This is a genomic window from Myxococcus sp. MH1, from assembly GCF_059738865.1.
The window spans coordinates 7708404-7727350 of the sequence record NZ_AP026947.1 but is presented as its reverse complement, the minus strand read 5'-3'; the positions used below and the strand labels follow the sequence as shown (position 1 = coordinate 7727350).

Here is an 18947-nt window from a genome sequence, read left to right as displayed (position 1 = left end):
GAGGGACAGGGATTGCCGACAGGGTGCGTTGGCCCCGTCGGGCGCGTCTATCCCAGAAAAGTGGGGAATTCTTGTCTGGGCTGGATATTGTCAGGGAATGGTGACGCGTTCCCGGATGGAGCGAGAGTTGTTGGGCGCCTTGCGTGAGCTGTCCGAAGCGGAGCTCCCCTTGGGGGAGTTGTTCACGCGGCTGAATGTCTTGCTTCGCGAGCCCCTGGGAGTGGATGCGAGTTGTTGGCATGGCACGGACCCGGCGACGGGGCTGGTGACGTCGACGGTGATGGAGAACCTGGACCCGCGGGGGTTCGAGCGGGCGGCGTATCTGGAGTTGTGGGCGCCGGAGCCCTTGACGTTCGCGGGGCTGCGGGCGTCCGGGCAGCGGGTGGGCTCGTTGCGGAGGGCGGCGGGGGAGAAGCTCGACGAGAGCGCGCGCTACCGCGAGCTCATCGCGCCCTTCGGCTTCGGGGACGAGCTTCGGGTGAACTTCGACTTGCCCTCGGGGTGTTGGGGCGCGGCGACGTTCCTCCGCGCGACGGACCGGGGGCCCTACACGGAGCGGGAGCTGGGGATGATGGAGCGCTTCTCCGCGCACATCGGGCAGATGTTGTGGCGCTCGTACCAGGGCACGGTGCCGAAGGGGGAGGGGCAGCCGCTGCCGGGCATCGCGGTGCTGGGGCCCCGGGGGCAGTTGATGTCGGCGGACCCGAGGGCGGAGGCGGTGCTGGCGGAGCTCGCGGAGACGTCACCGTCGTCGACGGGGGTGCCGTCCGGGGTCATCACCGTGGCCGAGCATGCCCGGGGCCTGGGCGCGGCGGGGCGCAGGGACGTGCCGTCGCGCTCCAGGGTGAGGACGCGCACGGGGCAGTGGCTCACGCTGCATGCGTCCCTGCTGGAGGGGCGTCCGGACGGGCAGGTCGCCATCGTCGTGGCGCCCGCCACGCCCGCGGAGGTGTTGCCCATGGCCCTGATGAGCCTGGGGCTGACGGCCCGTGAGCAGGACGTGGCCATCCTGGTGGCCCAGGGGCACACCACGGACACCATCGCGCGGACGCTGGCCATCACCCCGGCGACGGTGCAGGACCACCTGAAGGCCATCTTCACCAAGGCCAGGGTCCGCAGCCGCCGCGAGTTCATCGCCCAACTCGTGGGCATGTCCGCGGGGCCCCAAGGCGTCGCGCGAGGGGCTTGAGACAACAGTGTGTTTGAAAATGTTTCAGCATGGTGGCGCTGAAACATTTGTGACGACGCTTGGGGTTACGTCTCGGATTGGCCGCGCCGGAGGCCCAGGGCCTTCATCTTCTTGTAGAAGTGGCCCCGCTCCAGGTCCAGGAGCCGGGCGGCCTCCGTGACGTTGTCGTGGGTATGGGCCAGCACGTAGAGGATGATCTCCCGCTCGGCGTCCTCCACCTGCTCGCGGAAGGTCTTGTCCGCGCGGGGCTTGAAGCCCACCACGGTGGCCGGTGCCGACGTCGGGGGAGGGGGCGCCACCAGCGCGTGCGCGGGCGTGCTCGCCGCGGCCACCACGGCCGAGTCCAGCGTGGGCGCCGGCGCGGCCACCGTCTCCATCGGAGGCGGCACGACGCCGCGTCCCCGGGGCAGCAGCTCCAGCGCGTCCGCGCGCGTGACGACGGGGCCCTCGCACAGGATGGCCAGCCGCTCGACCAGGTTGCGCAGCTCGCGCACGTTGCCGGGGTAGTCGTAGGCGCTCATCACCGCCAGCGCGTCCGGGGACAGCGTCAACGGCCGCCGCCCGTTCTTCGCGCAGGCCTCGCGCAGGAAGGTGCCGATGAGGTCCGGCAGGTCCTCGCGCCGCTCACGCAGGGGCGGCGAGTGAATCTGCACGACGTTGATGCGGTAGTACAAATCCTCGCGGAAGCGCCCCGCGCCAATCTCCTGCTCCAGGTTCTTGTTCGTCGCGGCGATGACGCGCACGTCCACCTTGAGCGTCTCCGCGCCGCCCACCCGCTCCAGCTCCCCCTCCTGGAGGACCCTGAGCAGCTTGGCCTGCATGGCCGGCGGCATGTCGCCAATCTCGTCGAGGAACAAGGTCCCCTCGTGCGCCAGCTCGAACTTGCCGCGGCGCACGCTCACCGCCCCCGTGAACGCGCCCTTCTCGTGGCCGAACAGCTCGCTCTCGATGAGCTCGTGCGGCACCGCCGCGCAGTTGAGCTTCACGAACGGCGAGGCCTTGCGCCGCGAGTTCTGGTGCAGCGCCCGGGCGATGAGCTCCTTGCCCGTGCCGTTCTCACCGGTGATGAGCACCCGCCCCTCGGACGGCGCCGTGCGCTGGATGAGCGAGAAGATGCGCTGCATGGCCGGGCCGCTGCCCACCATGTCGTAGCGCCCCAGCTGCTCGCGCAGCTCGCGCAGCTCCTCCATCGCCGCCTGGTGCTTGAGCACGTTGCGCAGCGCGACCAGCAGCCGCTCCCGCGCGATGGGCTTCTCCAGGAAGTCGCGCGCCCCCAGCTGCGTCGCCTTCACCGCCGTGTCGATGGTGCCGTGCCCCGACATCATGATGACGGGCAGCTCGGGCCGCAGCTCCGTGAGCCGGGCGAGCGCCGTCAGCCCATCCATGTCCGGCATCTTCACGTCCATCAACACCGCGTCCACCGGCCGCGCGCTCACCACGTCGAGCGCCACCTGCCCGCTGGCCGCCAGATGTGTCTGATATCCCGCAAGCTGCAACGACTGGCTCAGGGTCAGCAGGATGTTCTTCTCGTCATCGACGATGAGCACGGATGCGGGCATGCGGGGCGCTCCCGGCCCGGGGACCACGTCACGCGGCCGCTCCCGGGCAACAGCGACAATCTCACGGAAAATATTTGGACATTCAAGGGTTTCGGGGCGCGGAGGGGTGTCTCGAAAGGGACAAAAGCTTTGACTCACCCCGGCGACTGAGACTACACGCGACCCGACTACCCGTCCCCTGCGGGTGCTTCTTTCGTTTCAATGATTTCGGGAGGAATGATGCGTCGGATTTCTCTGTGGGCGGGTCTCGGCCTCGCCATGGCCGTGCTGACCGGCTGCCCCCCCAGCTACCCCAACTGCAAGGACGACTCGACCTGCTCCGAGAAGGGCGAGGTCTGTGTCCAGGGCACGTGCCAGGAGTGCGCGACCGACGCCAACTGCAAGGAGGGCTTCTCCTGCCAGGGCAACAAGTGCGCGCCCAAGCCGCCCGAGTGCACCGTCGACAACCAGTGCGGTGACGGCCGCATCTGCGAGGCCGGCAAGTGCGCCGAGGCCCAGTGCAAGGACGACTCCTCGTGCCCCTCCGGTGGCAAGTGCCAGGGCGGCCGCTGCCAGGTCCCCACGGACACGTGCGCGTCCAACTCCGACTGCGGTGACGGCCAGGAGTGCAGCGCCGGCCGCTGCGTGACGGCCTCCGCGGACAAGTGCGACTGGAGCCCCATCCGCTTCGGCTTCAACGAGTCCTCGCTGGACTCCGAGGCCCAGCAGCGCCTGTCGGACCTGGCCAACTGCCTGAAGACGGGCCAGGCGGGCAAGCTGACCCTGGCGGGCCACGCCGACGAGCGCGGCACGGAGGAGTACAACCTCCAGCTCTCCAACCGCCGCGCGGCGGCCGTCAAGCGCTACCTGACGGACCTGGGCATCAAGTCCAACACCGTCACGACGGTGGGCTACGGTGAGACGCGCCCGGTGAACAACGCCTCCTCCGAAGAGGCGTGGAGCGAGAACCGCCGGGTCGAGTTCCAGCGCTAGTGGAGGCTGAGGTAGGCTTGGCGCCACATGGCCGTCCACGAGCCGGAAGCGCGTCAGTCCTATCTCGTCTTCGCCTGCGGTAGCAGCTGGTACGCGGTACCCGCGGACAGCGCGGCGGAGGTCGTCACCTTCCCCGAGCTCACGCGGGTACCGGGGGCTCCAGCCCACCTGCTGGGTGTGTTCGCCCACCGGGGAGAGGTCATCCCGGTGGTGGACATGGGCCTGCTGGTGGGCGGCGCCAGCCAGTCCTCGCGGCGGGCCGTCCTCGTGCGGCTGCCGCGCGGCACCCTCGCCCTGACGGCGACCACGGTGGCCGGCGTCTCCCCGGTGACGGGAGCGCTCGAGCCCCTGGGCTCCGCGGGCGTCCAGGTCCACCTGAGAGGCCCCGCCAAGAGCGGCCCCCGGGATGTGGCCGTCATCGACCCCGAAGGGCTCTTCGACCACCTCAGCCAGGGCGCCTGAGTCATGGCCCCGGCAGGCCCCGTGCGGGGCATGTTGTTGTGTCACGCGGGCCCGCATCGGCTCGCGTTCCTGGCCCATGAGGTGCTCTCCATCACCTCGCCGGGGGAGGAGGACGCGGCCTCGGCCCGGCTGGCCTTCCAGGCGTCCGCGGGCGCCTCGCGCGTGCTGGTGGCGACGTCGGGCGGGGCGGTGGGCGTGGACGCGCTCGAAATCGAGGCGGAGGCGCACCCGCTGCTGACCGCGCCGCCGGTGGCGGTGAGCGCGTCGGGTGGGTGTCTGCGCGGCTTCGTGCTGGCGCGCGGGGTGCTCTGGCCCTTGTTGGGGCTGGCGGACTTCGAGCGGTTGCTCCGGCGGCGGATGGGGGGCGCGGCGTGACGGGGCCTTCGGACGTGCGGGGGCTGGCGCTCTGGGTGGCGCGGCCGGTGATGCCGGCGAGCACGGTGGGCATCTGCCTGGCGCTCTTGCACGGGTTGCTGACGGATGCGCTGCCCCGGGAGGCGTGGCTGCGCTTCCTGGGGCTGGTGGTGGTGGTGACGGCGCTGTCCTTGTGGCTGGTGCGGCTCAACGCGCGGCGCTCGCTGCGGGTGCTGCACGCGGTGGGGGAGGGGGCGCTGCCCGCCTCCGCCGAGCACCTGCGCCAGGCGCTGCTGGAGGCCCGGGCCTTCCCCGACAGGGTCTTCTCCTTCGCGCTGCGCAGCTGGTTGTTGGGCGCGCTGGTGGTGGCGTTCATCTTCATCCCCTGGACGGACGCGTCGCTGGGGCTCGCGCCGCGAATCGTCCTGGTGGGCGCGTGTCTGGGCTCGCTGACGGCGCTGCTCATCTACCTGCTGGTGATTCGGCGCTGTCGTCGGGCGGTGGAGCTGGTGGCGGCCCGGGGGCTGTCCCCGCTGGACGTGGTGGCGGCGGCGCCCCCCCGGCGGCTGCACATGCGCCGGCACATGGTGCTCTTCACCGCCATCGCGGTGCTCACCCCCTCGCTCTTCATCCTCGACGCCACCGTCACCGGCACCTCGCGGGCCATGGACGAGGTGGTGCGTGCGAAGTCGCCCCAGGAGCGGGACATGGCGGTGCGGCGGGTGGACGACGAGCGGGGGTTGGCCGTCGCGGGGCTGGTGGCGGTGCTGGTGCTGTTGACGGCGCACCTGGGCGGCACCGTCATCGCGGGGCCGCTGCGCGCCATCACCGAGGAGGCCACCCGCATCGCCCAGGGAGACCTGCGTCCTCCGCGCGTCATCCCCGCGGAGGACGAGGTGTGGGCCACCTCGGCGGCCTTCGCGCAGATGCAGGCGCAGCTCGGCCAGGCGCTCACCCAGCTGCGCCGCGCGGGCCTTCAGATATCCACCACCACCGAGCAGCTGGTGGCGACGTCCGGTGAGCAGGAGGCGGGCGCCGACGAGCAGGCCAGCTCGCTCAACGTGACGAGCGCGACGACGGAGGAGCTGGCGCGCTCGGCGCAGCAGATCGCCGGCAACGCGGAGTCGGTGTCCACCATCGCCGAGTCGACGTTCTCCGCCGCGCAGACGGGCCAGCGCGGCGCGGCCGCCTTCCTGGGCGCCATGCAGCGCATGAAGCAGGACAACCAGGCCATCGCGGACGCGGTGGTGCGGCTCAACAAGCGCGTGCAGCAGATTGGCAAGGTGGTGGAGTTCATCAACGAGATCGCCGACAAGTCCGACCTGCTGGCGCTCAACGCGGAGCTGGAGGGGACGAAGGCAGGCGAGGTGGGGCGGGGCTTCTCGCTGGTGGCCGCGGAGATGCGCAGGCTCGCGGAGAACGTCATCCGCTCCACGAAGGAGATTGAGGGCCTCATCGAGGAGATCCGCGACGCGACGAACGCGGCGGTGATGGCGACGGAGGCGGGGCTGAAGGCCATGGACGCGGGCACGGTGCTGGCGGCCGAGGTGGACGAGAGCCTGAGCCTCATCCTGGAGCTGGCGCGGCAGACGTCCCACGCGGTGCGCAGCATCTCGCTGGCCACGCAGCAGCAGCAGACGGGCACCGACCAGCTCGCCGCGGCGATGGGGGACATCCTGCGCGTCACCGAGCAGAACTCGGCGGCCACCAAGCAGATGGCGGTGGCCAACGCGGACCTGTCCACGCTGGCGAGGGATTTGAAGCGCGTGGTGGAGCGCTTCCACGTGGTGGCCGGGGAGGACGCATGAGCCCGCGCGCGAGCTCCAGGCGGACGTCCTTCACCCGTCATCTGATGCTGCCCGTGCCGCTGACCAACCTGGTCGGCGTGGTGTTCGGGCTGCACTACGCGTGGCTCACGCTCTCCGACGCGCCGGGGATGGCGGGCCGGATGGACCTGTTCGTCCGGTGGGCGTGCGGGATGGGGGCGGTGGCCATCATCCTGGGCGCGTGGGTGTCGCTCGCGCGGCTGCGCACGGTGCGGGCGCTGGAGCTCGGGCGGGTGGCTCCGACGCCGGAGGTCTTGAAGGCCGCGGTGACGGAGGTGACGCGCTGGCCGGACGAGGCGTTCCTGCGCTCGCTGGGGCTGTGGCTGTTCACCACGCCCCTGTTGGGCTTCGCGGTGTGGTGGACGGCGGGCGTGGACGCGGACGCGGCGCGGCGCATCGCCGGGTTGGGGCTCTTGTTCGGTCCGCTGACGGCGCTGCTGGTGCACTGCCTGGTCATCCTGCGCTCGCGCAAGGTGGTGCTGTGGCTGGCGGAGCTGGGCATGACGCACGGCCAGCTCATCGCGGCGATGCCGAGGCGGGCGGAGATTCGCGCGCGGCTGGTGGCGTTCGCCTTCATCTCCGTGGTGACGCCGGCGGTGTTGTCCGTGCAGCTCTCCTCTGCGCTGGGAGAGCGTGCGCTGCGGCAGCTCATGGCGCATGCTGCGCCGAGCGCGGAGCTGGCCTCGCGGCTTCGCGTGGAGGCGCTCGTGTCGGGCGGGCCGCTGGTGCTGCTCGTCTTCGCGCTGGCGCTGACCACCGCGTACCTGGGCGGCACGCTGCTGGGGCGGCCCCTGCGGGAGCTGTCGAGCGAGGCGCGGCGCATCGCCGAGGGAGACCTGGCCAGCCCTCGCGTGGTGCCGACGGAGGATGAAATCTGGGACGTGTCCGCGGCCTTCACCACCATGCGGACGCACCTGGCGGACGTGATGTCCCAGCTCCAGCGCGCCGGGGCGCAGATTTCGGCGACGACGGAGGAGATCCTCACCACCTCCGGACGCTACGAGGTGGGCGCGACCGAGCAGGCCAGCTCCCTGGACCAGACGAGCGCGACGACGGAGGAGCTGGCGCGCTCGGCGCGGCAGATCGCCGAGAACGCGGGCTCGGTGGCGCAGATTGCCCAGCGCACGCTGGGCGCGGCGCAGCAGGGCCAGCGCAGCGCGGAGTCCTTCCTGGGCTCGATGGAGCGCATGAAGCAGGACAACGTCGCCATCGCCTCCTCGGTGGTGCGGCTGAACAAGCGCGTGCAGCAGATCGGCAAGATTGTCGAGTTCATCAACGGCGTGGCGGACAAGTCCGACCTGCTGGCGCTGAACGCGGAGCTGGAGGGGACGAAGGCGGCGGAGGTGGGGCGGGGCTTCTCGCTGGTGGCCGCGGAGATGCGAAGGCTCGCGGAGAACGTGCTCGAGTCCACGAAGGAGATTGAAGGCCTCATCGAGGAGGTGCGCGAGGCCTCGGCCGCGGCGGTGTCCGCGACGGAGGGCGGCGTGCGCGCGGTGGAGTCCGGGACCACGCTGGCGCAGCAGGTGTCGGAGTCGCTGCGGCAGATCACGAAGCTGGCGGGGAAGACGTCGGACGCGGTGCGGAGCATCTCGCTGGCCACGCAGCAGCAGCAGACGGGCACCGACCAGCTCGCGGAGACGATGGCGGACATCCTCCGCATCACCCAGCAGAGCCTCAACGCCACCAAGCAGGTGAGCACCGCGAACACGGACCTGCTCGTGCTGGCGAGGGACCTGAGTGAGGTGGTGGAGCGCTTCCAGATTGGACAGGAGACGCTGCGAGGGGAGGAGGGCGGGTGAACCCGAGCGAGCGCCTGCTCAGGCAGTTCCGGGACCTGGTGACGGTGCGCCTGGAGCGCATCAACCGGGCGCTCATGGAGCTGGAAGCAGGGGCGAGCCCGGATGCGGGACGGGGTGCGCTGCGCGAGCTGCACGGGCTCAAGGGCGAGGCCCGGATGATGGGCTTCGACGACATCAACGTGCTGGTGCACGAGATGGAGGAGCTCGTCCGCTGCGTGGAGCCCCGGCGCTATGCCTTGTCCGCGGACTCCGCGGATGCGCTCCTGAGCGCCGCCGACGCGGTGCTGTTGCTCTCGGGGGCGCAGCCGGGCGCGGCGTCCTCGCCCGAGGTGGTGCGGCTGGTGGGCTGGCTCCAGGCCTGTACCCGCGCGGAGACCCGGGACGGTCCGACGGGAGAGGGCGCGGGGGAGTCCTCGAGCGCGAGGGTCGATGGGGCCGAGTCGTTGGCGCGGACCGTCGCCGCCGCGTCGGGGGGCGGGGCGCCGCGTGGTGCGACTGGCGACGTCGGTGGTGAGGCCTCTGGTCCTCATTCCTCGTCTCGAAGTGACGATGACTCACGGAGCTGGGGGCACGCGGCCGACTCTTCCTCGCGAAGCGATGGGAGAGGGAGGAGTGGGGCAACTGCTGCCGACGCCGCGTCCCGAAATGACGGGAGCGGGAAGGAAGTGGCCGCTGCGGCCGATGCCGCAACCCGAAGTGACAGGCGAGAAAGAAGCGGGAGCTACGCTTCTGATGCCGCATCCCGAAGCGAAGGCGATGCGCGGAGCCATGCTCCTGCCGCCGATGCCGCGTCCCGAAGGGATGCCGATGCGCGGAGCCTAGCCCCGGCTTTCACCGTCGCGCCTCGCGGCGAGGCGCATGCTCTCGATGGGACCTCGCACGGCGAGGCGCGCGTTTCCGACGTCCCGTCCCGAAGCGGAGGCGCCGTCCCCGATGCGCCCCTCTGGCTGGAGGGCGGTGTCGCCGAAGGGCCTGCTCGCAGCGGGGTGCGCACGGCTCCCGGTGGCAATCCGCTCTGGCGGGTCTCAGGGACGGGGATGACCCGCGTGTCCACGGTGGCACCCTCCGAGCCTCCACTGCGCGGTGGCGCCCCACCTCCCACGGGAGGCATCTCGACCGTCGCGCAGAATCGCGGTTGGCCCTCCGCGCCACGTCCCGAGACGAGCCCCGCCCGCCCCTCAACAGGAGCGACTGGCGCGAGTCCCTCGCCCACGCCTGCCCCGGGCCCTCGCGTGGCCGCGCCAGGGCAGGGGACCTCGACGTCGCCCCGTCAGCCCGAGACGCGCATGGACGCGGTCCGCATCGACGTGGCCAGCCTGGACCTGTTGACCAGCGCGGTGACGAACCTGGCCCAGGTCGCCCGTCGCCGGGAGCGCGCCAACGCCCGCCGCCTGGCCCTGGCCCGGGAGCTGGGAAAGCTGGCCCGCGAGGCCGAGGACCTGGGCCCCGCCGCCGCCGCGCTGGTGGCCCGGCTGGGCACCGCCAAGGAGCTGGCCGCGGACCTCCATCGCGAGTCCAAGCTGCTCTCCAACGAAGAGCTCCGCGACCTGGGAATGGTCGTCGAGGAGGTCCAGGGCCTGCGCATGCTCCCCCTGTCCGTCCTCTTCGAGCCCTATCCGCGCATGGTGCGAGACCTGTCGCGCACGCTGGGCAAGGAGGTGGAGCTCGTCGTCGACGGCGAGGACACCCGCGCGGACCGGGCGGTGGTGGAGGCCTTGCGCGAGCCGCTGATGCACCTGGTGCGCAACGCCCTGGACCACGGCCTGGAGACGCGCGTGGACCGCGTCACCTCCGGCAAGCATCCCCGGGGCTGTCTCACCCTGCGCGCCGCGCGCGAGGGCAGCCGCATCATCCTGCGCGTCGAGGACGACGGCATGGGGCTGGACCCCGTGGAGCTGCGCCGCGTGGCCGTGCGCCGGGGTGTCCTGGACGAGAGCGCCGCCAACGCGCTGTCCGACGCCGCCACCCGCGAGCTCATCTTCCTGCCGGGCTTCACCTCCCGGGAGGTCGTCACGGACCTGTCGGGTCGGGGCGTGGGCCTGGACGCCGTGCGCGCCTCCATCCAGGGCCTGGGGGGCGACGTGGGCGTCGAGTCCGCGCCCGGCTGGGGCACCATCTTCGAGCTGCGCGTCCCCGTGTCCCTCACCGTCGCGCCGCTGCTCTTCGTCCAGGTGGGCACGGAGACGCTCGCCTTGAGCGCCACCCACGTCTCGCGCGCCCTCAAGGTGGAGCCCCTGCACCTGTGCGAGGTGGCGGGCCGGCCCGCGCTGCTCGTGGAGGGCCGCGTGCTGCCGCTGGCGTCCCTGGGCTCGCTGCTCGGCCTGTCCCCGGAGCGCGAGGTCCGGGAGGGGGAGCTCGTCCTGGTGGTCCGCAGCCAGAGCGGCGCCGCCGCCGTCGTCGTGGACCGCGTGCTCGAGGAGCGCGTCCAGGCCATCCTCCCCCTGCGCGGCGTGCTGGCCCGCTTCGGCCACCTCACGGGCGCGACCTCCCTGGCGGACGGCCGGCTCGCCATGGTGCTGTCGGCGGCCTACCTCACCGCCAGCGCCCACGGGACGTCCCCGCTGAAGCTGCCCCGCTCGTCGGCCCCGGAGACGGAGTCACGGCGCCGGCGCATCCTCGTCGTGGACGACTCCCCCCTCACCCGGGAGCTCATCTCCAACCTCCTGGAGGCGGTGGGATATGACACCGTCATGGCCGCCGACGGGGCGGACGCGCTGGACGTCCTGGAGGGCACCCCGGTGGACCTGGTGGTGACCGACCTGGAGATGCCGGGCATGGACGGCCTGGCGCTGACCCGCCGGCTGAAGGAACTTTCCGCCCGGCCCAGGCTGCCCGTCGTCATCCTCACCACCCGTGGTGGAGAGGAGGACCGGCGGCGTGGGCTGGCGGCGGGGGCGGACGCCTACGTCACCAAGGGGGACCTGGTGCGCCAGGACCTGGTGGATGTGGTGGGGCGACTGTTGTCCTGAGGGCCCCCGCTCAACCTCCTGAGGACAGGACGGAGCATTGGCTATACTCGGCGCCTCGCGCACGGGGTATGGACAGGGCATGGGCAAGAAAGTGTCGGTGCTGGTGGTCGATGACTCACTCATCTGCCGACAGCTCATCTGCGAGGCGTTGAGCAAGGACCCCGACATCGAGGTGGTCGGCTCGTGCGCGGACGGCAAGCAGGCCGTGGAGATGACCAAGGAGCTGCGGCCCCACGTCATCACCATGGACGTGGACATGCCCGTCATGGATGGGTTGACGGCCACCGAGCACATCATGGCCGAGTGCCCCACGCCCATCCTGGTGCTGACGGCGGACCCGCGCTCGCAGGCGCCGGAGCTGACGTACCGGGCGCTGGAGCTGGGCGCGCTCGCGCTCCAAATCAAGCCCGCCATCGACGCCGGCCCCGAGGCCTGGAACCTGGTGCGGGAGATCAAGCTGCTCTCCTCGGTGCGCGTCATCCGCCACCTGCGTCGTCCCCAGAAGGGCATCACCCCGCCCCGGGTGACGACGTCGGTGCTGCCCGCCGTGTCCATGGGCGTGGTGGTGGTGGCCGCGAGCACGGGCGGGCCGCAGGTGCTGTGCCGGATGCTGTCGGAGCTGCCGGCGGACTTCCCCGCGCCCATCGTCATCGTCCAGCACATCAACGCCGCCTTCGCCGAGTCGCTGGCGGGGTGGCTGGGCAACACCAGCCGGCTCAAGGTGCGGCTGGCGCAGGACGGCGAGCCGTTGATGCCGGGCCACGTGCTCATCGCGCCGCCGGGGCAGCACACCATGATTCCCTTCCGGGGACGGGTGGCGCTCAAGGCGGGCGTGGAGCGCGACGGGCACATGCCCTCCGGGACGACGCTGCTGGAGAGCGCGGCCCGGACCTACGGCCGGCGCGCGGTGGGCCTGGTGCTGACGGGCATGGGCGCGGACGGCGCGGAGGGGCTCCTGGCCATCCGTCAGGCCGGAGGGCTGACGCTGGCGCAGAACGAGGAGTCCTGCGTGGTGTTCGGCATGCCGGGCGCGGCGGTGGAGCGCAAGGCGGTGGACCACCTCATCCACGGCGACGAGGTCGCGGCGACGCTGTCGCGGCTGGCGCGGGGTGAGTCGTTGGCCGTGGGGCGCTGAGCTGGCGGTGCGTGCTCCGAGCGCGCCATGGGCTTTCGTGCGCGCCTTCCTCACGGCGCGTACGGGCATGGCCTTGAGCGGGCCCCAGATTCGTCGGCTGGATGACCGGCTGGCGGAGCGGTGTCGCGGGCTGACGCCGCACCAGTACCTGGCGTTCCTCAAGTCGCCCACGGGCGCCGCGGAGCTGGAGGGGCTCATCTCCGCGGTGGTGGTGAACAAGACGGACCTCTTCCGGGACGAGGTGCAGCTCACCGACTTCCGCGAGCACGTGCTCGGGCCGCTGGTGGAGCGGGCGAGGGGAGGGCCCCTGCGGGTGTGGAGCGCGGGGTGCTCGACGGGCGAGGAGGTGGCCACGCTGCTCGTCCTGCTGGCCGAGGCGGGCGCGAGCCCCGGGAGCACCGTGTTGGGCACGGACATCTCGGAGGCGGCGCTGCGGCGCGCGCGCGGGCTCTCCTTCTCCGCGGAGCAGCTGCGTCGGGTGCCGCCCGCGCTCCGGGAGCGCTACTTCGTGTCGACGGGCTCGCGCCTGGCGCTGGTGGGCGGGCTTCGCGAGCGGGCCAGCTTCCAGGTCCACAACCTGATGGACGTGCCCTATCCCCGGGCCCCGGCCGAGCGCGGCTTCGACGTCATCTTCTGCCGCAACGTCCTCATCTACTTCACGGTGGAGTCCTTCCACCGGACCGTCGCCACGCTGGCGGAGAGCCTCGCGCCCGGGGGCACGCTGGTGCTGTCGTCCTCGGAGCCGCTGCTCCAGGTGCCGCCCACCCTGCGCGTGGTCCGCACGGAGTCGGCGTTCTTCCACGTCCGGAGCGACGCCGAGCGCCTGGCGCTCGTGGAGCCGACGCGAGGCCCGCCCGCCTCCGTCCCGACGGGACCTTCCAAGGGGCCCTCCCGGGGCACGGCGCCGTCCTCCTCGGCGACCCCGCTCGAGGCCCCTGCGCTGGCGCCCGCCTTCGCCGAGGCGGACCTGCTCTTCGCGTGCGTGCTGGACGGCGCCGCGTCGGGCGTGTCGGACGCGGTGGCGGAGCGGGACCTGCGCCAGTGCCTCCAACTGGACCCCGACCATGCGGCCGCCCGCTACCTGCTGGCCCTGCTCTTGGAGCAGTGCCGCCGCCCCCTCGAGGCGGCCTCCGAGTACCGCCGCGCCCTGGTCGCCCTGGAGGAGGGCCGCGCCCGGCCGGTGCCCTTCTTCCTCAACCCCAGCCGCCTGCGGGTGGCGTGCGCGCACGCGGCCGGCCGCCTGGAGCCCCTGGGCGGGCCCCGCTAGCCGCCCCCTCGGCGAGAAGTCCGGACGACGCGCCGATTTGGCCCTAAGATGCCGGCCCCATGCGAAGGCTCGTCCTGTTCGCGCTGCTGGTAGCGCTCCCTGGCTGTTTCTATCCCGCGGACCGCGGCCGCGCCCTCGAGGCGAAGGTCGACCGGCTCGGCACCGACTCCGCGCAGATGCAGACGGAGTTGAAGGAGGCGCGCGCGCAGCTCGCCATCGTCCTGCCGAAGATCGACGAGAAGGTCGCCGAGGTCACCAAGGCCCTGGACGGCCTGGACACCGCCGCGCGCCGCAAGGACGCGGACATCGGCATCCAGCTCCAGAAGACGATGGAGGACCTGTCCCAGCTGCGCGGCCAGGTGGAGACCTACCTCCATAAAATCACCGAGCTGGAGACGGCGCTCGGCGCCCAGGACCAGAAGCTGCTCGCCATGCAGGGCGCCGCCGCCGTGAAGGAGGCCGAGGCCAAGAAGAAGGCCGAGGAGCTCCAGCGCCCCACCAACCCCAAGGACTTCCTCGCGCTCGCGCAGGAGCGCGCCAAGGCCGGCGAGCTGCTCGTGGCGCGCCAGCTCTTCAACGAGCTGATGAAGAAGTGGGCCAAGGACGCGCTCGTGGGCGAGGCCCACTACGGCCTGGGCGAGACGTACTTCTCCGAGTCCAAGTGCCGCGAGGCCCTCTTCGAGTACGGCAAGGTGGTGCAGGACCACCCGAAGACGCCCTCCGCGCCGGATGCGTACCTGCGCTCCTCGGAGTGCTTCGCCCAGCTCAAGATGAAGGACGAGTCGCGCCTGGCGCTCGAGGAGCTGGTGAAGAGCTACCCCAAGTCCGCCGCCGCCAAGACGGCCAAGGAGCGCATCGCCGAGCTGGACAAGGCGAAGGCGCCCGCGAAGAAGGGGGGCAAGAAGTGAGCCTCCGCCTGCCCGGGCTCGCCCTGCTGGCCGCGCTGCTGTTCCCGCTCGTCGCGGGGGCCGCGCCCAAGCAGCTCGTGCTCCTCTTCACCGGAGACAACGGGGGCGAAGTCGCCCCCTGTGGTTGACGACACAACCCGTCTGGCGGTCTGGCCAGAAGAAAAGTCACGATAGAGAAGGAGCGCGCGAAGGGCGTGCCGGTCCTCGTGTTGGACGCGGGCAACGCGCTCTTCAAGAGCCGGGACAGCGGTGAGGCCCCGGATGCCCGCGCGCGCGCCGAGCTGGTGTTCGCGCAGATGAACGCGCAGGGCACCACCGCCATGGCCGTGGGCACGCGCGATTTGTCGCTGGGCGTGGACTTCCTGCTCAAGCAGTCGCGCAAGTCGAAGCTGAAGCTTTTGTCCGCGAACCTCGCGGACGCGCAGGGCAAGCTGCTGTTCCCCGCGTCGATGGTGACGCAGGTGGGCGGCCTCAAGGTGGGCCTCGTGGGCGCCTCGCCCGCCACCGAGCGCCCGGAGCCCATGGAGCCCTTCGCCCAGGGCAAGGCCGCCTCGGTCCAGCGCCAGGGGCTGCCCGTGCTCCCCGCCGTCACCGCCGAGGTGAAGCGCCTGCGCGAGCAGAAGGTGGACCTGGTCATCCTGCTGGCCGCCGTGCCCTACAACGACCTGCTCCAACTCGCCGGTGAGCTGGAGGGCGTGGACTTCGTGATGCAGTCGCACGAGGGGCGGGGCTCCGGCATCGCCCAGCGCGTGGGGCTGACCACCGTGGTGCCTCCGGGGGAGCGGGGCCGCCAGGTCGCGAAGCTGGAGCTGTCCATCGACGGCCCCGGTCGCTTCGTGGACGTCTCCGAGCGCGAGCGCACCCGCGACAGCCTGCGCATCGTCGAGACGAACCTCGCCCGGGCGAAGGAGCGGCTGGGACAGATGAAGGACGAGGCGCAGAAGCGGGCGCTCGAGGCCTCGAGCGCCAGCCTGGAGACCCGGCGCCAGTCCCTGGAGAAGACGTTGGCGGGCGGCGCAACGCCCTCGGCCCGGACGCATCTATTGTCGTACATCCAGCTCGGCAGCGACGTACCGGCGGACCCGGTCGTCCAGAAGGCGGTGGAACGTGTCGAGCCCCCGGGCTCGGCGGCCCACTGAGCCGCGCTGGTCTTGTGCCCCGGTCGGCGCGCCGTTATAAGCGCCGGCCATTACAGTGCCGGACCTCCCTGCCGTGGGCGGCTGGGGGCAAGGCACCCTGGAGAGCGTCATGAAGCCGGAAGTGCATCCCGTCTATCCGCCGTCCCGCATCACCTGCGCGTGCGGCAACATCGTCGAGACCCACTCCACCCGCGGCTCGTTCTCGGTGGAAATCTGCTCGAACTGCCACCCCTTCTTCACGGGCAAGTACAAGCTCGTGGACACGGCCGGCCGTATCGACCGCTTCCGCAAGAAGTACGCGGCGAACCCCACGGAGACCGCCGCCGCCGAGGGCGCCATCGCCGTCCCGGCCGCCAAGGGCAAGAAGGCCAAGGCCTGATTCGAGCCGTCGCGCGCTCGCCGCGTGACAGCCATTCGCAGCACCGTCGAGCAGGGTGTCGGAGGGCCTCACTGGAGGCGCTCCCGCCCTGCTCGAGTCGTTTCCACGGCAAGCCCCCCGGGTCAAATTTCAGGGTGCTACAGGCCAGAAATTAGACGTAGCACTCAAGTCACCGCACATTCCGCCGCGTCCCACGACGAAGAGTCCGACGGAGGCGTGATGTTGGCTGAAGCTGCTGCCCCTGACCTGAAGATTGTCCGGCGCTCCCTCAACGAGAGCGTGCACGCGAAGGGCGACGCCTGGACGCTCCTGCACGGGGACAGCCTGGAGCTCCTGAACCGGTTCGAGCCCCAGACGTTCGACATGATCTTCGCCGACCCGCCGTACTTCCTCTCCAACGGCGGCACCACCTGCAAGGGTGGCAAGCGCGTCGCGGTGAAGAAGGGCAACTGGGACGTGTCGCGCGGGGTGGAGGAGGACCACGCCTTCACCACGGCGTGGCTCGAGGCCTGCCAGCGGCTGCTCAAGCCCACCGGCACGCTCTGGGTCAGCGGCACCCAGCACGTCATCTTCAACGCCGGCTTCGCCATGCAGAAGCTCGGCTACAAGCTGCTCAACACCGTCACCTGGTTCAAGCCCAACGCCAGCCCGAACCTGGCCTGCCGCTACTTCACCCACTCGACGGAGCTGCTCATCTGGGCCTCGCCGAAGTCGGGCGGCAAGCTGCAGCACGTCTTCAACTACAAGAAGATGAAGTCGGACAACGGCGGCAAGCAGATGCGCGACGCGTGGGTGCTGCCTCCCTCCGGCGACGCGGAAGTCACGGACGACGGCGAGGGCCGGCTGTGGACGCTCACCGTCCCGCGCGGCGGTGAGGAGAAGTCCCACGGCAGCCACCCCACGCAGAAGCCGGTGGCCCTGCTGGAGCGCATCATCGAGGCGAGCACCCCCGAGGACGCGCTGATTCTCGACCCCTTCAACGGCAGCGGCACCACGGGCGTGGCGGCCCTCAAGCTGGGCCGCCGCTACGTGGGCATCGACATGGACGAGAAGTACCTGGACCTCTCCGAGAAGCGCCTGAAGGCGCAGTCGGCGAAGTAGTCCGTCGTCCTCCTCCCCGCGCCTTCGTCAGGCGCGGGAGAGGATGAGCTCCACGCCCTGCCGGGCGATGGGGTGGTAGCGCTCCTGGTGCTGCTGGAAGAGCGAGCGCGCCAGCGACTTGTGCTCGCGGGACGCGCTGAGCACGCCGTACAGGGGCTTGAGGTACTTCATGCGGCCCACCTCGCCCAGGAAGACCTCGGTGCGCGCCACCGCCGGCTCCCAGCCCGCGCGCAGGGCCGCCACCAGCCACGCCACCAGCACCTCCGAGTTGCGGCTCTTCGTCAGCTCGAAGCGCTCGTCCAGCTGGCGGAACAAGTCTCGCGGCGCGTCCGACGGCAGCCACTCCAGGAAGAGCTGCCACTCCGCGGGCGTCCAGTCCTTCACCGCGTCCTTCGACGGCACGGTGCCACGCAGGCGCAGGAGCGTCTCCAGCCGGCTGGAGCGAGGGGAGGGCGCGCCGCCGGGGATGCCGGGCCGCTGCAGGTACGCGTCCGCGTCCACCTTGGCCAGGGCCCCGGGCAGCTCGCGCTCGGTGAAGGCGATGAACTCCTCGGTAGTGAGCGCGCGGAAGCGGTACGTGGCCAGGTAGCGGCGCAGGAAGCCGTCGAACGTCTCGCGGCCCACCGCGTCCTCCAGCGCGCGCAGGAACAGGTAGCCCTTCTCGTACGGAATCTGGGAGAAGGCCTCGTCCGGGTCCACGCCCGTCAGGTGCGTGCGCAGCGCCGTCAGGTGCGGGTGCTCGCGGAAGTGGTGCATCGCCTCTTCCAGCGCGCGGCGCCCCAGCGCCCCGTGCAGCGCGGCCACCTCCTTGCCCGCCAGCGCCTCCAGGATGCGGCGCTCGGCGAACACGGTGAAGCCCTCGTTGAGCCAGAAGTGCTCCGCGGACGCGTTCGTCACGAGGTTGCCCGTCCACGAGTGCGCGAGCTCATGCGCCACCACGTTGACCAGGCTCTTGTCGCCGGCAATCAGCGTGGGCGTGAGGAACGTCAGCCTCGGGTTCTCCATGCCGCCGTACGGGAACGACGGAGGCATGGTGAGCAGGTCGAAGCGCTCCCAGTCGTACGGCCCGAAGAGCGACTCGGCGGCGCGCAGCATGTCGTCCACGCCGGAGAACTCCTCCGCCGCGTCCTCGAGCAGCTCCGGCTCCGCCCACACCCGCGAGCGCGGCCCCAGCTCCTTCGGCGCGAGGCTGCCCACCGCGAAGGCGAGCAGGTACGGGGGCACCGGCTGCGGCATCTCGTAGTGCTCCTCCGCCTCCACGCCGTGCTCCTCGCGGCCGACGAAGCTGGCGGCCATCACCGCCTTGAGCGCCTTGGGCACGCGCAGCGACGCGCGGTAGCGGATGCGGATGCGCGGCGTGTCCTGCAGCGGCACCAGGCTGCGCGCGTGGATGGCCTGGCACTGGCTGTAGAGGAACGGGTGCTGCCCGCCCGCCGTCTGCGAGGGCGTCAGCCACTGCAGCGCGCTCGCGGTGGGGGACGTGCGGTAGTGCACCGTGAGCTGGCGCACGCCCTGGGGCAGCTCCACGCGGAGCCTGCTCCCCAGGATCGGCTCGGGCGGCGCGAGCATGTAGGGCAAGGGGCGACCATTGCCGTCTACGACTCTGAGAATCTCCAGGTCCCGGGTGTCCAGGTCGAGGGGACCGGCGGACGCTTCCTTCAGCGTCAAGGTGGCCTCGGCGTGCAGCCTTCGCGTGCGGAAGTCGACGCGGGCCCTCCAGTCCAGGGTTTCCGTCTCGGGCTGCGTGCTGTCGTTGTACGAGTGCGGGTCGGGGCGAGCCATGGAGGTCCGGTTTGTAGTCCCTGGCGCGCCGGGTGGCGAGTGCTCCCACCCGCTGAACCGATTGACTTTCGGGTCAATCGCCTACATTTGTGCAGTCCCCTCCTTC

General features: G+C 71.3%; 16 protein-coding genes and 1 pseudogene. 15 read left to right on the top strand and 2 right to left on the bottom strand.

All coding sequences use genetic code 11. The annotated features are described in order from the left end of the window. The first annotated feature begins 97 nt into the window (after positions 1–97). A complete protein-coding gene (locus tag AC6JA9_RS30245; protein ID WP_223745494.1) occupies positions 98–1189 on the top strand; it encodes a response regulator transcription factor in 1092 nt (363 codons plus the stop codon). A gap of 65 nt (positions 1190–1254) precedes the next feature. On the opposite strand, the gene AC6JA9_RS30240 is transcribed toward AC6JA9_RS30245, so the two are convergent. Continuing rightward, on the bottom strand, positions 1255–2748 hold the full coding sequence (locus AC6JA9_RS30240) for a sigma-54-dependent transcriptional regulator (protein ID WP_497958226.1): 1494 nt from the start codon (positions 2746–2748) through the stop codon (positions 1255–1257). 219 nt (positions 2749–2967) lie between these two features. Here AC6JA9_RS30240 and AC6JA9_RS30235 point away from each other — a divergent pair, with 219 nt between their 5' ends. From AC6JA9_RS30235 to AC6JA9_RS30170, 14 genes and pseudogenes are all read left to right on the top strand, one after another. After that, complete coding sequence (locus AC6JA9_RS30235) at positions 2968–3720, top strand: OmpA family protein (protein ID WP_141332153.1); 753 nt, start codon at positions 2968–2970, stop codon at positions 3718–3720. 27 nt (positions 3721–3747) lie between these two features. Then, the gene (locus AC6JA9_RS30230; protein ID WP_046715198.1) at positions 3748–4182 is read left to right on the top strand and encodes a chemotaxis protein CheW; all 435 of its coding nucleotides are present in this window, start codon (positions 3748–3750) and stop codon (positions 4180–4182) included. 3 nt (positions 4183–4185) lie between these two features. Beyond that, positions 4186–4557 carry a protein CrdC gene (locus tag AC6JA9_RS30225; protein WP_497958225.1) on the top strand — a complete coding sequence of 124 codons (372 nt, stop codon included), beginning with the start codon at positions 4186–4188 and terminating at the stop codon, positions 4555–4557. After that, the gene (locus tag AC6JA9_RS30220; RefSeq protein ID WP_223745497.1) at positions 4554–6344 is read left to right on the top strand and encodes a methyl-accepting chemotaxis protein; all 1791 of its coding nucleotides are present in this window, start codon (positions 4554–4556) and stop codon (positions 6342–6344) included. Before AC6JA9_RS30225 ends, AC6JA9_RS30220 begins: the two co-directional genes overlap by 4 nt. Beyond that, on the top strand, positions 6341–8161 hold the full coding sequence (locus AC6JA9_RS30215; RefSeq protein ID WP_497958224.1) for a methyl-accepting chemotaxis protein: 1821 nt from the start codon (positions 6341–6343) through the stop codon (positions 8159–8161). Before AC6JA9_RS30220 ends, AC6JA9_RS30215 begins: the two co-directional genes overlap by 4 nt. Further along, a pseudogene (locus AC6JA9_RS30210) lies at positions 8158–8376 on the top strand (Hpt domain-containing protein); the annotation flags it as partial. The gene AC6JA9_RS30215 and the pseudogene AC6JA9_RS30210, both read left to right, overlap by 4 nt. A gap of 1071 nt (positions 8377–9447) precedes the next feature. Then, entirely contained in the window at positions 9448–11130 is a 1683-nt protein-coding gene (locus tag AC6JA9_RS30205; protein WP_223745858.1) for a hybrid sensor histidine kinase/response regulator, read from the top strand. A gap of 79 nt (positions 11131–11209) precedes the next feature. Further along, positions 11210–12265 carry a chemotaxis-specific protein-glutamate methyltransferase CheB gene (gene cheB, locus AC6JA9_RS30200; RefSeq protein ID WP_141332148.1) on the top strand — a complete coding sequence of 352 codons (1056 nt, stop codon included), beginning with the start codon at positions 11210–11212 and terminating at the stop codon, positions 12263–12265. A 67-nt stretch (positions 12266–12332) separates the two neighbouring features. After that, entirely contained in the window at positions 12333–13532 is a 1200-nt protein-coding gene (locus AC6JA9_RS30195) for a CheR family methyltransferase (protein ID WP_497960781.1), read from the top strand. Positions 13533–13591: 59 nt separating this feature from the next. Beyond that, positions 13592–14440, top strand: coding sequence for a tetratricopeptide repeat protein (locus tag AC6JA9_RS30190; RefSeq protein WP_223745499.1), 849 nt, complete (start codon positions 13592–13594; stop codon positions 14438–14440). Then, on the top strand, positions 14437–14568 hold the full coding sequence (locus AC6JA9_RS30185; RefSeq protein WP_255316141.1) for a hypothetical protein: 132 nt from the start codon (positions 14437–14439) through the stop codon (positions 14566–14568). The genes AC6JA9_RS30190 and AC6JA9_RS30185 overlap by 4 nt, the downstream gene beginning before the upstream one ends. Positions 14569–14634: 66 nt before the next feature. After that, a complete protein-coding gene (locus AC6JA9_RS30180; protein WP_497958223.1) occupies positions 14635–15579 on the top strand; it encodes a bifunctional UDP-sugar hydrolase/5'-nucleotidase in 945 nt (314 codons plus the stop codon). Between the two features lie 109 nt (positions 15580–15688). Beyond that, positions 15689–15958: a 50S ribosomal protein L31 gene (rpmE, locus tag AC6JA9_RS30175; protein WP_141323673.1), complete on the top strand. Its 270-nt coding sequence runs from the start codon at positions 15689–15691 to the stop codon at positions 15956–15958. A 219-nt stretch (positions 15959–16177) separates the two neighbouring features. After that, complete coding sequence (locus AC6JA9_RS30170; RefSeq protein WP_497960779.1) at positions 16178–17059, top strand: DNA-methyltransferase; 882 nt, start codon at positions 16178–16180, stop codon at positions 17057–17059. A 27-nt stretch (positions 17060–17086) separates the two neighbouring features. On the opposite strand, the gene AC6JA9_RS30165 is transcribed toward AC6JA9_RS30170, so the two are convergent. Continuing rightward, positions 17087–18841, bottom strand: a complete 1755-nt coding sequence (locus AC6JA9_RS30165) for a M1 family metallopeptidase (protein ID WP_223745502.1) — start codon at positions 18839–18841, stop codon at positions 17087–17089. Positions 18842–18947 lie beyond the last annotated feature (106 nt).

Bases quoted from the DNA above. Each gene is read 5' to 3' on its own strand.
- AC6JA9_RS30245 (WP_223745494.1), top strand. From the start codon at position 98: ATGGTGACGCGTTCCCGGATGGAGCGAGAGTTGTTGGGCGCCTTGCGT.
- AC6JA9_RS30195 (WP_497960781.1), top strand. From the start codon at position 12,333: ATGGCCTTGAGCGGGCCCCAGATTCGTCGGCTGGATGACCGGCTGGCG.
- AC6JA9_RS30225 (WP_497958225.1), top strand. From the start codon at position 4,186: ATGGCCCCGGCAGGCCCCGTGCGGGGCATGTTGTTGTGTCACGCGGGC.
- AC6JA9_RS30170 (WP_497960779.1), top strand. From the start codon at position 16,178: ATGTTGGCTGAAGCTGCTGCCCCTGACCTGAAGATTGTCCGGCGCTCC.
- AC6JA9_RS30215 (WP_497958224.1), top strand. From the start codon at position 6,341: ATGAGCCCGCGCGCGAGCTCCAGGCGGACGTCCTTCACCCGTCATCTG.
- AC6JA9_RS30190 (WP_223745499.1), top strand. From the start codon at position 13,592: ATGCGAAGGCTCGTCCTGTTCGCGCTGCTGGTAGCGCTCCCTGGCTGT.
- AC6JA9_RS30165 (WP_223745502.1), bottom strand. From the start codon at position 18,841: ATGGCTCGCCCCGACCCGCACTCGTACAACGACAGCACGCAGCCCGAG.
- AC6JA9_RS30205 (WP_223745858.1), top strand. From the start codon at position 9,448: ATGGACGCGGTCCGCATCGACGTGGCCAGCCTGGACCTGTTGACCAGC.
- AC6JA9_RS30230 (WP_046715198.1), top strand. From the start codon at position 3,748: ATGGCCGTCCACGAGCCGGAAGCGCGTCAGTCCTATCTCGTCTTCGCC.
- cheB (WP_141332148.1), top strand. From the start codon at position 11,210: ATGGGCAAGAAAGTGTCGGTGCTGGTGGTCGATGACTCACTCATCTGC.
- AC6JA9_RS30235 (WP_141332153.1), top strand. From the start codon at position 2,968: ATGCGTCGGATTTCTCTGTGGGCGGGTCTCGGCCTCGCCATGGCCGTG.
- rpmE (WP_141323673.1), top strand. From the start codon at position 15,689: ATGAAGCCGGAAGTGCATCCCGTCTATCCGCCGTCCCGCATCACCTGC.
- AC6JA9_RS30240 (WP_497958226.1), bottom strand. From the start codon at position 2,748: ATGCCCGCATCCGTGCTCATCGTCGATGACGAGAAGAACATCCTGCTG.